The organism is Enterobacter hormaechei ATCC 49162, assembly GCF_001875655.1.
GTDB lineage: Bacteria > Pseudomonadota > Gammaproteobacteria > Enterobacterales > Enterobacteriaceae > Enterobacter > Enterobacter hormaechei.
Map to the genome: position 1 here is coordinate 2064601 of NZ_MKEQ01000001.1, position 15562 is coordinate 2080162.

The following is a 15562-nucleotide window of genomic DNA, read 5'->3' on the forward strand; positions in this document are numbered from 1 at the left end:
GACATGAAACGTCAATTACTCAGTGGAATGGTGTTGTTCATGGTCTCGGCGACCGTCATGGCCCAGCAATCGTTCAGTTCACCAGAACAGGCGACCAGTGCGCTGGCAAGCGCCATCAGCGAGCAAAACGAAAGTGCCATGAACAACCTGCTCGGTGAAAACTGGCGCGATTTTCTGCCGCCCGAAGGCGTTGATCCTGATGCGGTCGATCGCTTCCTGCGCGACTGGAAAGTGCGTCATAACACCGTTGTCGAAGGGGATACGGCGCATCTTGTGGTCGGAGACAGCGGCTGGCAGCTTCCCATTCCGGTAATCAAAACCGCCTCCGGCTGGCAGTTTGACATCAAAGAAGGGGCCGAGGAGATCCTCACCCGCGAAATTGGGCGTAACGAACTCGCCGCCATTGAAGCCCTGCATGCCTACGTGGTTGCTCAGCAGAGCTACTTTGCGATGAACCAGACATACGCGCAGAAGATAGTCAGTTCTGAAGGGAAAAAGGACGGGCTGTACTGGCCCGTTTCGCCTGGCGAAGCGCCAAGTCCGCTTGGCCCGGCGTTCAGTCCGAAAGAGCCAGGTGCGGGATACCACGGCTATCGCTTCCGCATCCTGCCAGATAATAACGGCTTTGCGATGGTGGCCTGGCCGGTTAGTTACGGCCAGTCAGGAGTGATGAGTTTTATGATCAATCAGGATGACAAAGTGTACCAGAGCAATCTCGGCGGTGAGTCAGCCAGGAAAGCCCAGGCATTGACCATGTACAGACCCGATACATCCTGGCAACCCGTTGCGCCTTGATAGTATGATTGCACTTCGCCAGCAGGGGCGAGAGAGTGAGGAAAACGCCTCCAAAGAGGCGTTTACAGAGCTGAAGAGGCTTATTTCGTCTATGCTTTCAGGCAAGTACAGATGAATTATTTAACAAAGCTATAGGTAACATTCCCCTGCAAATCTGCTGGCATCTTTGTGATATCTGTTCTGGCCTCTTCGCCCCATTCAAAGAGACGACCATCGTTGCGCAGAGCGCAAAAACGATAGCCGCAGGCATAGATAGCACGAATATCATAGAGCTCGTTTGCAACAGGCGTGGTGTCACCGCCCTCCCCAGGATGCCCCCAAGCCACTACGGAACCATCACGGCGAAGCGCGGCAAAAGCCCCCCATCCAGCGGACAGAGAAACCACATCGGACAAATCCGCAGGCATCTTTTTTTCAAAATGTGTAGCAGATCCCCAGCAGTACACTTTTCCTTCAGAAGTTAAAAAAGCATAACTGCTATTAGCTGCCCCCTGGACATCTATAATATTCGTCAGACTGGCAATCTCCTCCGGAAGCTCGACCAGAGAATAATCCTGCCCCCAAAACACGACGCTGCCGTTCTGTCTCAAGGCAATAAAAGTCGAACTGGTACAATGTACGGAAACAATATCCGTCAGACTGGCGATGTTATCCGGAATGACAGCACCATACCGGGTACTTCCCCATGAAAAAATACTGCCTGAAGCTCTGAGTGCGACAAATGCACCAACGTTGCTATAAAGGGTGATCACATCATTCACTTCTTTCAGATGTACCGGCAACTCACCACCATAGGCTGCATCCCCCCAGGTAATAACATGGCCATTTTGGGTAATTCCCGCAAAGGCATATTCTGTAGTCTGGATGGCAATGAAGTCTTTACGCTCGGCAATGTCTGCTGGAAAATCATTATGTGAAGTACCATCTGTCCACTGCACTACCTGGTTATTAGCCCGCAATGCCAGATAGGTATAATTACCCTGATCTGTAAAATATTGGGCCACTTTAATATCTACAATATCATCCAACGCCGCCACGTTATCCGGTAAAGGGTTATCATCATCGACGGACCAGGTAAATACCTGACCATTGGCATTAACCGCAGCAGACACATCCCAGCCACCGTAAACGGCTCTGACGTTATGATTTCGATCGCTTGTTGGTGATGTACCACCATTTTGGGGCATTCCCCACGCTTCAACAGTACCGTCATTTTTAATGACCGCTAATGCGGAACCCGAACCACCAAAATTACTGATATTAATGACGTCACCCAGTCGATAAACATCGGAATTTGCCAGCAAGCGTACATCTGGACGAGTGTCAGTAAAAACGGGGCCGGTAAAGCGAGATGTGGTCTCATCTTCATACCACCAGTCAACGCTCACCGGTTGCAGCGTTTCTTTATCCAGGGCAACGAGTTTATGCGTCGCACTTGCCCAGCAACTTCCTGATTGAGTTCTGGCCCCCATTACTTTTAAATCACGAATATCAGATGTTAATTCATTACTTTTCATAATAATACCCTTTCTGGAGTAAAGTAATCATCCGAACAGTAATACACCCTTTATAATTTAAGTCAAATTAACTAACCCACTATTAAAAACAATAAAAATATTGGAAACATATAATCGCTTTTAAAAAAGAATTGGAATAATTTGAACTATAAATACACTCGCCAATTAGCATATAAATAATTGATTGGTTTTCTTATTAACATTAACAGTTAGCAATTTGGAATTACAGCCAAAAAAAACGCCTCCATCGGAGGCGTTTCGCAATCAAGAAGAAACTTATTTCTTCTTCGCTTTCGCGTTTGGCAGGTCGGTGATGCTACCTTCAAACACTTCTGCCGCCAGGCCAACGGACTCGTGCAGAGTCGGGTGAGCGTGGATGGTCAGCGCGATGTCTTCCGCGTCACAGCCCATTTCGATAGCCAGACCGATTTCACCCAGCAGCTCGCCGCCGTTGGTACCGACAATCGCACCACCGATCACACGGTGAGTCTCTTTGTCGAAGATCAGTTTGGTCATACCGTCTGCGCAGTCGGACGCGATAGCACGGCCAGAAGCAGCCCACGGGAAGGTGGCGGTTTCGTAGCTGATGCCTTTCTCTTTCGCTTCTTTCTCGGTCAGACCGACCCATGCCACTTCTGGCTCGGTGTAGGCGATAGATGGGATCACTTTCGGATCGAAGTAATGCTTCATGCCAGCGATAACTTCAGCGGCAACGTGACCTTCGTGAACACCTTTGTGCGCCAGCATTGGCTGACCGACGATATCGCCGATAGCAAAGATGTGCGGCACGTTGGTGCGCAGCTGTTTGTCAACGCGGATGAAGCCACGGTCGTCCACTTCCACGCCAGCTTTGCCCGCGTCGAGGTTTTTACCGTTCGGCACACGACCGATCGCCACCAGCACGGCGTCGTAACGCTGTGGTTCGGATGGGGCTTTTTTGCCTTCCATGGAAACGTAAATACCGTCTTCTTTCGCTTCAACGGCAGTCACTTTGGTTTCCAGCATCAGGTTGAACTTCTTGCTGATGCGTTTGGTGAAGACTTTAACGATGTCTTTGTCGGCAGCCGGGATAACCTGGTCGAACATTTCAACCACGTCGATCTTTGAACCCAGCGCATGGTACACGGTCCCCATTTCCAGACCGATGATGCCGCCGCCCATAACCAGCAGACGCTCAGGAACGGTTTTCAGCTCCAGCGCATCGGTGGAATCCCACACGCGTGGATCTTCATGTGGAATGAATGGCAGTTCGATTGGGCGAGAACCTGCCGCGATGATCGCGTTGTCGAAGTTGATCACGGTTTTGCCGTTTTCGCCTTCCACTTCCAGGGTGTTCGCACCGGTGAATTTACCCAGACCGTTTACCACTTTCACTTTACGGCCTTTGGCCATACCCGCCAGACCGCCGGTCAGCTGAGTGATAACTTTCTCTTTCCAGGTACGAATTTTGTCGATATCGGTTTTCGGCTCGCCGAAGACGATACCGTGTTCAGCCAGCGCTTTGGCTTCTTCGATAACTTTCGCTACGTGCAGCAGCGCTTTAGAAGGGATACAGCCGACGTTCAGACAAACACCGCCGAGGGTGTTGTAACGTTCTACGATGACGGTTTCCAGACCTAAATCCGCGGCGCGAAATGCTGCGGAGTAACCTGCCGGGCCTGCCCCAAGTACTACGACCTGAGTTTTGATTTCTGTGCTCATCATGACCTCTTAATGTATACCCGTCGTCCACCGGGTCGTTCTATCCGCCCGTATTTTACAAAATTGTTAACAATTTTGAAACAACAAACGGCTCACGAATTATCGCTTTCACCAATAACCTCAAAAACCCCATGAGATTATCAGAAAAAAGCCGGCCGACTGGCCGGCTTTTCGATTACATCACCAGGCGGCGAATGTCGCTCAGCATGTTGTTGATGATGGTGATGAAACGCGCACCATCAGCCCCGTCGATCACGCGGTGGTCGAAGGACAGAGAGATTGGCATCATCAGACGCGGCACGAACTCTTTGCCATTCCACACCGGCTCCATCGCGGACTTGGACACACCGAGGATAGCCACTTCCGGCGCGTTAACAATCGGCGCGAAGTGGGTGGTACCCAGGCCGCCGATGCTGGAGATAGTAAAGCAGCCGCCCTGCATTTCGCCGGCAGTCAGCTTACCATCACGCGCTTTTTTGGAGATGGTGGTCAGTTCACGGGACAGCTCGGTAATGCTCTTCTTGTTCACGTCTTTGAAGACCGGAACAACCAGACCATTTGGCGTATCAACCGCAACACCGATGTTGATGTATTTCTTCAGCGTCAGCTTCTGGCCATCTTCGGACAGGGAGCTGTTGAAGCGTGGCATCTGCTCAAGGGCAGCGGCAACCGCTTTCATGATGAAGACCACTGGGGTGAATTTCACGTCCAGCTTACGCTTCTCAGCTTCGGCGTTCTGCTGCTTACGGAACGCTTCCAGATCGGTGATATCGGTTTTGTCGAAGTGGGTAACGTGCGGGATCATCACCCAGTTACGGCTCAGGTTCGCACCAGAGATTTTCTGGATACGGCCCAGCTCCACTTCTTCGATTTCACCGAACTTGCTGAAGTCCACTTTCGGCCATGGCAGCATGCCCGGGATACCGCCGCCAGCGGCTGCCGCAGGTGCAGCTTCGGCGCGTTTCACCGCGTCTTTCACGTAAGCCTGAACGTCTTCGCGCAGGATGCGACCTTTACGGCCTGTACCCTTCACTTTCGCCAGGTTCACACCGAATTCGCGCGCCAGGCGGCGAATCAGCGGGGTAGCGTGGACGTAAGCGTCGTTTTCAGCGAACTCTGATTTTTCTGCTTTCGCAGCAGGGGCAGCCGCTGGTTTAGCAGCCTGAGCCGGTGCAGCAGCCGGTGCCGGAGCAGCCGCGGCAGCTGGAGCGGCGGCAGGCGCCGCGCCTTCCACTTCGAAGACCATGATCAGAGAGCCGGTAGACACTTTGTCGCCGGTGCTGATTTTGATCTCTTTAACAGTACCCGCGAACGGCGCAGGCACTTCCATAGAAGCTTTGTCGCCTTCTACGGTGATCAGTGACTGTTCAGCGGCAACTTTGTCGCCCACTTTCACCATCACTTCGGTCACTTCAACTTCGTCACCGCCGATGTCCGGTACGTTAACGTCTTTCGCGCCGCCAGCCGCTGCTGGTGCAGCAGCCTGTGCCGGAGCAGCTTCCGCTTTCGCTGGAGCCGCAGCGCCTTCAGCGCCCGCCACTTCGAAAATCATGATCAGGGAACCCGTGGACACTTTGTCACCGGTGTTGATTTTGATCTCTTTAACGGTACCGGCGAACGGTGCAGGTACTTCCATAGAGGCTTTGTCGCCTTCTACGGTGATCAGTGACTGCTCAGCCGCAACGGTGTCGCCCACTTTCACCAGGATTTCAGTGACTTCTACTTCGTCACCGCCGATGTCAGGCACGTTCACTTCTTTCGCTGCCGCGGCAGCGGCTGGAGCAGCGGCGGCCGGAGCGGCTTCTTTCTTCTCTTCCTGCGCAGGTGCAGCAGCTGCTGCACCGTCGGCGGAATCGAAAATCATGATCAGTTTGCCAGTCTCGGTTTTATCGCCAACAGAGACTTTGATCTCTTTAACGATGCCAGCCTGAGGAGACGGGACTTCCATAGAGGCTTTGTCGCCTTCTACGGTAATCAGCGACTGTTCAGCTTCAACTTTGTCGCCCACTTTGACCAGGATCTCGGTGATTTCAACTTCATCAGCCCCGATGTCCGGTACATTGATTTCGATAGCCATTATTCTTTTACCTCTTACGCCAGACGCGGGTTAACTTTATCTGCATCGATGTTGAATTTGGTAATTGCGTCCGCAACCACTTTCTTATCGATTTCGCCACGTTTAGCCAGTTCGCCCAGTGCTGCTACAACCACGTAGGAAGCATCAACTTCGAAGTGGTGACGCAGGTTTTCGCGGCTGTCAGAACGACCGAAGCCGTCAGTACCCAGTACGCGATAATCATCAGCTGGAACGTAAGTACGAACCTGCTCTGCGAACAGTTTCATATAGTCAGTAGACGCCACCGCTGGCGCGTCGTTCATCACCTGAGCGATGTACGGAACGCGTGGGGTTTCCATTGGGTGCAGCATGTTCCAGCGCTCACAATCCTGGCCATCACGCGCCAGTTCAGTGAAGGAAGTCACAGAGTACACGTCGGAACCCACACCGTAGTCTTTCGCCAGGATCTGCGCTGCTTCACGAACGTGACGCAGGATAGAACCGGAGCCCAGCAGCTGAACTTTACCTTTGCTACCTTCAATGGTTTCGAGTTTGTAGATACCTTTACGGATACCTTCCTCGGCACCTGCTGGCATTGCCGGCATGTGGTAGTTTTCGTTCAGGGTGGTGATGTAGTAGTAAATGTTCTCTTGCGCTTCACCGTACATGCGCTGCAAGCCGTCATGCATGATGACTGCCACTTCGTACGCGTAAGACGGGTCGTAAGAGATACAGTTCGGGATAGTCAGAGACTGAATGTGGCTGTGGCCATCTTCGTGCTGGAGACCTTCACCGTTCAGGGTCGTACGACCAGAAGTACCACCGATCAGGAAGCCGCGAGCCTGCTGGTCGCCTGCCTGCCAGCACAGGTCACCGATACGCTGGAACCCGAACATGGAGTAGTAAATGTAGAACGGGATCATCGGCAGGTTGTTGGTGCTGTAAGAGGTCGCAGCAGCCAGCCAGGATGCGCCTGCACCCAGTTCGTTGATACCTTCCTGAAGGATCTGACCTTTCTCGTCTTCTTTGTAGTAGGCAACCTGCTCACGGTCCTGCGGGGTGTACTGCTGGCCGTTCGGGCTGTAGATACCGATCTGACGGAACAGACCTTCCATACCGAAAGTACGCGCTTCGTCGGCGATGATTGGAACCAGACGATCTTTGATCGACTTGTTCTTCAGCATCACGTTCAGGGCACGAACGAAAGCGATGGTGGTAGAGATCTCTTTGTTCTGCTCTTCCAGCAGCTGAGAGAAGTCTTCCAGCGCTGGCAGTTCTAGCTTCTCGGTGAAGTTAGGCTGACGAGCAGGCAGGTAGCCTTTCAGTGCCTGACGACGTTCGTGCAGGTACTTGTGCTCTTCAGACCCTTCCGGGAAGGTGATGTAAGACAGGTTTTCAACCTGCTCATCGGTCACTGGAACGTTGAAACGGTCGCGGATATAACGCACGCCGTCCATGTTCATTTTCTTAACCTGGTGAGCGATGTTTTTACCTTCTGCGGTATCACCCATGCCGTAACCTTTGATGGTGTGGGCCAGGATCACAGTCGCTTTACCTTTGGTTTCACGCGCTTTTTTCAGTGCAGCGTAAACTTTCTTCGGATCGTGACCACCGCGGTTCAGCGCCCAGATCTGCTCATCAGTCCAGTCTGCAACCAGGGCTGCGGTTTCAGGATATTTGCCGAAGAAGTGCTCACGTACGTAGGCACCGTCTTTGGATTTGAAGGTCTGGTAGTCGCCGTCAACGGTTTCGTTCATCAGCTGGATCAGTTTACCGCTGGTGTCTTTACGCAGCAGCTCATCCCAACGACCGCCCCACATCACTTTGATCACGTTCCAGCCTGCACCTGCGAAGATGCCTTCCAGCTCGTTGATGATCTTGCCGTTACCGGTTACCGGACCATCCAGACGTTGCAGGTTACAGTTGATGACGAAGCACAGGTTGTCCAGCTTCTCACGGGTCGCGATGGTGATCGCGCCTTTAGATTCTGGTTCATCCATCTCACCGTCGCCCAGGAAGGCGTAAACGGTCTGCTCAGAGGTGTCTTTCAGACCACGGTGTTCCAGGTACTTCAGGAATTTAGCCTGGTAGATCGCACCGATTGGACCCAGACCCATAGATACGGTCGGGAACTGCCAGAACTCAGGCATCAGTTTAGGGTGCGGGTAAGAAGACAGACCCTTACCGTGAACTTCCTGACGGAAGTTGTTCATCTGCTCTTCAGTCAGACGACCTTCCAGGAAGGCGCGTGCATAGATGCCCGGAGAGATGTGGCCCTGGAAGTAAACCAGATCGCCGCCATCTTTCTCGTTCGCTGCACGGAAGAAGTGGTTGAAGCACACTTCGTAAATGGTCGCAGAAGACTGGAAGGACGCCATGTGGCCACCCAGCTCCAGGTCTTTCTTGGATGCGCGCAGAACGGTCATGATGGCGTTCCAGCGGATTGCAGAACGGATACGGCGTTCCAGATCCAGATTGCCCGGGTATTCCGGTTCGTCTTCGACGGCAATCGTGTTTACGTAGTTGCTAGCCCCTGCACCTGAAACCACTTTCACGCCGCCTTTGCGTGCTTCTGAAAGCAGCTGATCAATCAGATACTGAGCGCGCTCAACACCTTCTTCACGGATGACCGATTCGATCGCCTGTAGCCAGTCGCGAGTTTCGATCGGATCCACGTCATTTTGGAGACGTTCTGACATGGGGGTATTCCTTATCTATCTAATACGTTGATTTGTCTGGAACCTGTCCCATTGTATTTTCGCCAGAAAACACAATAAGACAGGTTCTGCGTTTAGTTGCCGCGCTCTAAAAGTACCTGGCGCTTAATCCTTTCGTTGCTGTATGCGGCGTAATGAACGTTCGCGACGCGATTGTTCACGGCTGCGGTCCAGCAAGATTTCCTCAATGAAAGCCAGATGGCGGTGCGACGCTTCGCGCGCCTGCTCCGGTTCCCCGGCCATTATCGCCTCGAATACTCGGGTGCGATGGTTGCTTACCAGCGGGAGCATCTCCCGACGGGCATACAACAATTCAAAATTCTGACGAACGTTCTGGGCCAGCATCGGCTCCATGCAGCGTAGCAGATGGAGGAGCACCACGTTGTGTGCTGCTTCGGTGACGGCGATTTGATACTGGACAACGGCGCTGGACTCGGCGTCTAAATCGCCGGACTGCTGTGCCCGTTCAATGGCCTGATGCAGCTCGCGAATACGCACGCGGTCTTCATCAGTGCTGCGAAGGGCGGCGTAATAGGCCGCGATACCTTCCAGCGCGTGACGGGTCTCAAGCAGATCAAACTGGGATTCTGGGTGGTCAGAGAGAAGTTCTACCAGCGGGTCGCTGAAGCTCTGCCACAGGCTGTTTTGCACAAAGGTTCCGCCACCCTGGCGACGGAGCAACAGGCCCTTTGCTTCGAGACGTTGAATCGCCTCACGCAGAGAGGGACGTGAAACGTCGAACTGTTTTGCCAGCTCGCGTTCTGGCGGGAGTTTCTCGCCCGGGCGCAGTGTCCCTTCGAGAATTAAAAACTCCAGCTGCTGCTCAATCACATCGGAAAGTTTTGGTTGGCGAATTTTGCTGTAGGCCATATTCCCTGTCTTACGCCTTTTTGCCCTGAGTCAATTGGTCTTACCAATTTCATGTTCGTATCGCTAAAGTAACAAAGTATTCACCTTCTGTCCATATTGGTTTTGATTGAAATCAGTAAACCCGGCACATTTTAACAACCTTACAGAACTAACGTTTCAGGAATGTAACTTTGCACAAATGAAATGGTTACTACCAAAGAGGCAGTTTTAACCATAATGAAACGAGGGTTTTTGCAATCTGAAGCGATTCAACAGGGCAAAAAATGAAAATTCACCCTCTTCTGCCGCATTTCTATTCTATAGGTTGGGGTAGGAGGGGTTAACGTACCGATTTACAATTGGTTTCTTTTTATTCAAGTCGTCATCATCCCTTCATAAAGCAGGTGCATTCGCTGGCACTTATCACTATTCTGGCGCTAACGGAAGCCATCTCCGCTTTTTTCGGTATCGTTAACCGTAAAGAAATAAATACAGAATATGGACTTTCATAATTACACACGCACAGCGTGAACATAACAACCACACACGAGGTTTCAAATGGAAGCTCAACAGCATGGCGATCAGCTAAAGCGCGGCCTTAAAAACCGCCATATTCAGCTCATCGCCCTGGGCGGTGCTATTGGTACTGGCCTGTTTCTGGGCAGTGCATCGGTTATCCAGTCGGCCGGTCCGGGCATTATTCTGGGTTACGCGATTGCGGGTTTCATTGCGTTTCTGATCATGCGCCAGCTTGGTGAAATGGTCGTTGAGGAGCCGGTCGCAGGCTCCTTCAGCCACTTCGCCTATAAATACTGGGGCAGCTTCGCGGGCTTCGCCTCCGGCTGGAACTACTGGGTGCTGTACGTCCTGGTTGCCATGGCTGAACTGACCGCCGTCGGGAAATACATCCAGTTCTGGTATCCCGAGATCCCCACCTGGGCGTCGGCGGCGGCCTTCTTCGTTATTATCAACGCCATTAACCTGACCAACGTAAAAGTGTTCGGTGAGATGGAATTCTGGTTTGCCATCATCAAAGTGATTGCCGTTGTGGCGATGATCATCTTCGGCGGCTGGCTGCTGTTCAGCGGAAACGGCGGCCCGCAGGCAACCGTACGCAACCTCTGGGAACAGGGCGGCTTCCTGCCGCACGGCATGACCGGCCTGGTGATGATGATGGCGATCATCATGTTCTCATTCGGCGGTCTGGAGCTGGTGGGCATCACCGCCGCAGAAGCCGATAACCCGGAGCAGAGCATCCCGAAAGCCACTAACCAGGTTATCTATCGTATTCTGATCTTCTATGTAGGCTCCCTGGCAGTCCTGCTCTCCCTGCTGCCATGGACGCGCGTCACGGCGGATACCAGCCCGTTTGTGCTCATCTTCCACGAGCTGGGCGATACCTTTGTGGCGAACGCGCTCAACGTCGTGGTGCTGACCGCCGCGCTCTCCGTTTATAACAGCTGCGTTTACTGCAACAGCCGTATGCTGTTCGGCCTGGCGCAACAGGGCAACGCACCGAAAGCGCTGCTTACCGTTGATAAGCGTGGCGTACCGGTTAATACCATCATCGTGTCGGCGGTCGTGACGGCGCTGTGCGTTCTGATTAACTACCTGGCACCGGAATCTGCCTTCGGCCTGCTGATGGCGCTGGTGGTTTCCGCGCTGGTGATCAACTGGGCGATGATTAGCCTCGCGCACATCAAGTTCCGCCGTGCCAAGCACCAGCAGGGCGTAACCACCCGCTTCCCTGCCCTGCTCTATCCGCTGGGGAACTGGGTTTGCCTGCTGTTCATGGCAGCTGTGCTGATCATCATGCTCATCACCCCGGGCATGGCGATTTCCGTATACCTGATCCCGGTCTGGATTGCGATCCTCGGCGTGGGCTATATGGTGAAACAGAAAAATGCCAAAACGGTGAAAGCGCACTAAGTGTTTTCTCGCTGTACTCGCGGTTGCGGGTACAGCGTCTTGTTACCTTCCTCACAAATTCGCGCCAACAGCAAAATCCTCCATATCACCGCCTTTATATTGCAACGCATATATTCGTTTGCCAGCGAATAATTCTCTCCATACCGAACCCCGGAGAGCTGTCGATGAATAACAACAAACTGTCAGTAAAAGAAAAGATCGGCTATGGCATGGGTGACGCCGGATGCAACATTATCTTTGGCGCCATCATGTTATTTGTTAACTATTTTTATACGGATATTTTTGGTCTGGCTCCTGCACTGGTTGGCGTTTTGCTCCTGTCCGTACGCGTCATTGATGCCGTAACGGACCCAATCATGGGCGCGATTGCCGACCGGACCCGCAGCAAATATGGCCGGTTTCGTCCATGGCTGCTGTGGATTGCCTTCCCCTACGCGCTGTTCAGCATTCTGATGTTCACCACGCCGGAGTGGAGCTATAACAGCAAAGTTATCTATGCGTTTGTCACCTACTTCCTGCTGTCACTCACCTATACCGCCATCAACATTCCGTACTGCTCGCTCGGCGGCGTGATCACCAACGACCCGAAAGAGCGCGTTGCCTGCCAGTCCTATCGTTTTGTAATGGTTGGTATCGCCACGCTGCTGCTGTCGCTAACGCTCCTGCCGATGGCCGACTGGTTCGGAGGGGACAACAAAGCCAAAGGCTATCAGATGGCGATGACCGTGCTGGCGCTGATTGGTACCTGCATGTTCCTGTTCTGCTTCGCCACGGTGCGTGAGCGCGTGCGTCCGGCGGTGCAAACCCACGACGAACTGAAAAACGACCTGAAGGACGTGTGGAAGAACGACCAGTGGGTGCGGATTCTGCTGTTAACGCTGTGCAACGTCTGTCCTGGCTTTATCCGCATGGCGGCCACCATGTATTACGTGACCTGGGTAATGGGGCAAAGCACCCATTTCGCCACGCTGTTTATCAGCCTGGGCGTTGTCGGCATGATGTTCGGCAGTATGCTGGCGAAAGTGCTGACCGACCGCTGGTGTAAGCTGAAGGTCTTCTTCTGGACCAACATCGTGCTGGCCATTTTTTCTACCGCTTTTTACTTCTTCGACCCGAAAGCCACCGTCACCATTGTGGTGCTCTATTTCCTGCTTAATATCCTGCACCAGATCCCTTCCCCGCTGCACTGGTCCCTGATGGCCGACGTGGATGACTACGGTGAGTGGAAAACCGGGAAACGCATCACCGGGATCAGCTTCTCCGGCAACATCTTCTTCCTGAAGCTGGGTCTGGCGATTGCCGGGGCGATGGTGGGCTTCCTGCTCTCCTGGTACGGTTATGACGCAGGCGCAAAAGCGCAGAGCGCGGACGCCATCAACGGGATTGTGCTGCTCTTTACCGTCATTCCTGGCATTGGATACTTGATTACCGCGGGCGTAGTACGTCTGCTGAAGGTGGATCGCGAAACCATGAAGATGATCCAGTCCGATCTGGAAAAGCGTCGCACCAACTATCGCGAACTGAACGATTATCAGGAACTCAAAGCCGTCGAGACAAAATAAGGAAAGCCGAATGCAAACCTGGCCCAACCCGTTTATTGAACAACGCGCCGACCCGTATATCCTGCGCCACGAAGGACAATACTACTTTATTGCCTCCGTGCCGGAGTATGACCGGCTGGCGATCCGCCGCGCGGACTCGCTGGAAGGTTTACGCGACGCTAAAGAGGTGGTTGTCTGGCGTAAGCCCGACACCGGCCCGATGAGCCAGCTGATTTGGGCACCGGAGCTGCACCACATTGACGGCAAGTGGTACATCTATTTTGCCGCCACGCATACCCAGGCGCTTGATCAGCTCGGGATGTTCCAGCATCGCATGTTCGCCATTGAATGCGCAGATCGCGATCCGCTCACCGGTACGTGGGTGGAAAAAGGGCAAATCAAAACCCCGTTTGACACCTTCGCGCTGGATGCCACCACCTTTGTTCATCAGGGTAAACGCTGGTATCTGTGGGCGCAAAAAGCCCCGGACATTTCCGGTAACTCCAATCTTTACCTGTGTGAAATGGAAAATCCGTGGACGCTGAAAGGCGAGCCGGTGATGCTCAGTAAACCAGAATTTGACTGGGAGTGTCGCGGGTTCTGGGTCAACGAAGGCCCGGCGGTGCTGTTCCATGGCGATAAGCTTTTTATCAGCTACTCCGCCAGCGCCACCGACGAAAACTACTGCATGGGGCTACTGTGGACAGAGATAAGCGCCGATCCGCAAAACCCGGCAAACTGGCATAAATCCCCGCGCCCGGTGTTCGTCACCAGCTACGAAAACCGTCAGTACGGGCCTGGCCATAACAGCTTCACGCAGACGCCGGAAGGCGACGATGTGCTGGTCTATCACGCGCGAAACTACACTGAAATAGAGGGCGATCCGCTTTACGATCCGAATCGCCATACTCGCATGAAGCTCGTCCGCTGGGACGAAAACGGGATGCCTGACTTCGGCATCCCGCCTGCGGATACGCTGTAACGGCTTCGGCGCGCTGGTTCAGACCAGCGTGCCGTAAATCGTCAGTAGCGCCACAATGACCACCACCACAAACGACGTTTTCTTCGCCATCGAGACGGCAGCTTTTGGCGTTTCGACTTTGTCCGTGTGCGGCTCACGCGCCAGCGAGAATTGTGCCAGTCGGGTCAACACCTGATACTGCGCGGTATGGCGGTCTGCCAGAGAAGCAAACCACGCGGGCAACGCTTTTTCACCGTGGCCGATAAGAGCATAAACAACCCCTACCAGACGCACCGGAAGCCAGTCGAGCACGTGCAGGATGGCATCAATGCCGGACTGTAGACGTTCATGCGGCGTCAGGTAGCGGGCAAGCCATGTCTGCCAGGCGCGGAGGAACGCATAGCCCATCAACAGTACCGGTCCCCACGGGCCGCCCACCACAAACCAGAACAGCGGCGCCAGGTAGTAGCGGAAGTTGATCCACAGCAGCGCGTTTTGCAGCTCGCGCAGGAACTCGCGTTCATCGCAGTCCGGCGGTACGCCGTGGATCATCGTCAGCTCGCTCGCCATCGCGCCGCGCGCGTGGGCATCATCCCGGGAGGCGGCCTTAAGGTAGGCGTGATAGTGCAAACGCACCTTGCCCGCACCAATACACAACACGCCGAGCAGGATCCACACCACCAGCAGCGGCACGTTGAAAAAGAGGCCATAAAGCGAGCGCAGGAGCAGAAACGTAATCGCCATCACACCTGCCGTCATCAGCAGCGTGCGCAGCATGGAAAAATGCCTGATGCGGCGGAATAACACTTCCAGCCGATGATCCAGATGCCAGTGCTCACCGAGCTTAAAGAGGCGTTCAGCGATCATAACCAGCAGCATGGTAAACAACGTCATGTTATCTCCTTATCTGACGACGTGGTAAGCATGGCGTGAAACCGGGACCAGTCAAACGCCGGGCCGGGGTCGGTTTTTCTTTCGGGGGCGATGTCACTGTGCCCTGTTATATTTTCGGCTATTGCGGGATAGCGCGCGATTAACGTTTGCGTCACAGCAACCAGTTTCTGATACTGCGCATCGGTGTAAGGCGTGGTGTCCGTTCCTTCCAGTTCAATCCCGATAGAGAAATCGTTGCAGCGCTCGCGCCCCTGATACAGCGACACGCCTGCATGCCAGGCACGCTTATCAAAGGGAACATACTGAACCACTTCGCCATCACGACGGATCAGACAGTGCGCCGATACGCGCAAATGCGCAATCTCAGCAAAGAAGGGGTGGGCATCGGGATCTATCGTTCCAGTGAATAACGCATCGATCCACGGACCGCCAAACTCACCCGGCGGGAGACTAATATTGTGAACCACCAGCAGTGTGGGCTTTTCATCCTCCGGGCGGCAGTCGTGGTGCGGCGACGGTACATGCCGCGCGTCCACCAGCCATCCGTCTTCTAACAACATGCTGGAACTCCTTATCTATGGTGCTGTTACTCGGTTCAGAGT

11 protein-coding genes are annotated in these 15562 nt (G+C 53.6%); 4 read left to right on the forward strand and 7 right to left on the reverse strand.

The window, feature by feature from the left end; genetic code table 11:
• Positions 1–3 precede the first annotated feature (3 nt).
• A complete protein-coding gene (locus tag BH712_RS10450) occupies positions 4–795 on the forward strand; it encodes a DUF2950 family protein (protein ID WP_032673648.1) in 792 nt (263 codons plus the stop codon).
• 116 nt (positions 796–911) lie between these two features.
• Here BH712_RS10450 and BH712_RS10455 read toward each other — a convergent pair whose 3' ends face one another.
• From BH712_RS10455 to pdhR, 5 genes are all read right to left on the reverse strand, one after another.
• The gene (locus tag BH712_RS10455) at positions 912–2312 is read right to left on the reverse strand and encodes a hypothetical protein (protein WP_102765760.1); all 1401 of its coding nucleotides are present in this window, start codon (positions 2310–2312) and stop codon (positions 912–914) included.
• Positions 2313–2588: 276 nt separating this feature from the next.
• Positions 2589–4013, reverse strand: a complete 1425-nt coding sequence (lpdA, locus tag BH712_RS10460; protein WP_032673649.1) for a dihydrolipoyl dehydrogenase — start codon at positions 4011–4013, stop codon at positions 2589–2591.
• Positions 4014–4188: 175 nt separating this feature from the next.
• Positions 4189–6090: a pyruvate dehydrogenase complex dihydrolipoyllysine-residue acetyltransferase gene (gene aceF / locus BH712_RS10465; protein WP_006810092.1), complete on the reverse strand. Its 1902-nt coding sequence runs from the start codon at positions 6088–6090 to the stop codon at positions 4189–4191.
• Positions 6091–6104: 14 nt separating this feature from the next.
• Positions 6105–8768, reverse strand: a complete 2664-nt coding sequence (gene aceE / locus BH712_RS10470) for a pyruvate dehydrogenase (acetyl-transferring), homodimeric type (protein WP_006810093.1) — start codon at positions 8766–8768, stop codon at positions 6105–6107.
• A gap of 123 nt (positions 8769–8891) precedes the next feature.
• A complete protein-coding gene (gene pdhR / locus BH712_RS10475; RefSeq protein WP_006173806.1) occupies positions 8892–9656 on the reverse strand; it encodes a pyruvate dehydrogenase complex transcriptional repressor PdhR in 765 nt (254 codons plus the stop codon).
• Positions 9657–10193: 537 nt separating this feature from the next.
• Between pdhR and aroP the strand changes: the two genes are divergently transcribed.
• From aroP to BH712_RS10495, 3 genes are all read left to right on the forward strand, one after another.
• Positions 10194–11564 (forward strand): aromatic amino acid transporter AroP, encoded by a 1371-nt coding sequence (aroP, locus tag BH712_RS10485; RefSeq protein ID WP_006810094.1) that lies wholly within the window; start codon positions 10194–10196, stop codon positions 11562–11564.
• Between the two features lie 164 nt (positions 11565–11728).
• Entirely contained in the window at positions 11729–13126 is a 1398-nt protein-coding gene (locus BH712_RS10490) for a glycoside-pentoside-hexuronide (GPH):cation symporter (protein ID WP_006810095.1), read from the forward strand.
• Between the two features lie 10 nt (positions 13127–13136).
• On the forward strand, positions 13137–14087 hold the full coding sequence (locus BH712_RS10495; RefSeq protein WP_006810096.1) for a glycoside hydrolase family 43 protein: 951 nt from the start codon (positions 13137–13139) through the stop codon (positions 14085–14087).
• An 18-nt stretch (positions 14088–14105) separates the two neighbouring features.
• Here the strand turns inward: BH712_RS10495 and ampE are convergent, their stop codons facing one another.
• Together ampE and ampD are read right to left on the reverse strand one after the other, a co-directional pair.
• On the reverse strand, positions 14106–14960 hold the full coding sequence (gene ampE / locus BH712_RS10500; protein WP_006810097.1) for a beta-lactamase regulator AmpE: 855 nt from the start codon (positions 14958–14960) through the stop codon (positions 14106–14108).
• Positions 14957–15520, reverse strand: a complete 564-nt coding sequence (gene ampD, locus BH712_RS10505) for a 1,6-anhydro-N-acetylmuramyl-L-alanine amidase AmpD (protein WP_006810098.1) — start codon at positions 15518–15520, stop codon at positions 14957–14959. The genes ampE and ampD overlap by 4 nt, the downstream gene beginning before the upstream one ends.
• Positions 15521–15562: the final 42 nt, after the last annotated feature.

Bases quoted from the DNA above. Each gene is read 5' to 3' on its own strand.
- BH712_RS10490 (WP_006810095.1), top strand. From the start codon at position 11,729: ATGAATAACAACAAACTGTCAGTAAAAGAAAAGATCGGCTATGGCATG.
- ampE (WP_006810097.1), bottom strand. From the start codon at position 14,960: ATGACGTTGTTTACCATGCTGCTGGTTATGATCGCTGAACGCCTCTTT.
- BH712_RS10450 (WP_032673648.1), top strand. From the start codon at position 4: ATGAAACGTCAATTACTCAGTGGAATGGTGTTGTTCATGGTCTCGGCG.
- BH712_RS10455 (WP_102765760.1), bottom strand. From the start codon at position 2,312: ATGAAAAGTAATGAATTAACATCTGATATTCGTGATTTAAAAGTAATG.
- aceE (WP_006810093.1), bottom strand. From the start codon at position 8,768: ATGTCAGAACGTCTCCAAAATGACGTGGATCCGATCGAAACTCGCGAC.
- aroP (WP_006810094.1), top strand. From the start codon at position 10,194: ATGGAAGCTCAACAGCATGGCGATCAGCTAAAGCGCGGCCTTAAAAAC.
- pdhR (WP_006173806.1), bottom strand. From the start codon at position 9,656: ATGGCCTACAGCAAAATTCGCCAACCAAAACTTTCCGATGTGATTGAG.
- BH712_RS10495 (WP_006810096.1), top strand. From the start codon at position 13,137: ATGCAAACCTGGCCCAACCCGTTTATTGAACAACGCGCCGACCCGTAT.
- ampD (WP_006810098.1), bottom strand. From the start codon at position 15,520: ATGTTGTTAGAAGACGGATGGCTGGTGGACGCGCGGCATGTACCGTCG.
- aceF (WP_006810092.1), bottom strand. From the start codon at position 6,090: ATGGCTATCGAAATCAATGTACCGGACATCGGGGCTGATGAAGTTGAA.
- lpdA (WP_032673649.1), bottom strand. From the start codon at position 4,013: ATGAGCACAGAAATCAAAACTCAGGTCGTAGTACTTGGGGCAGGCCCG.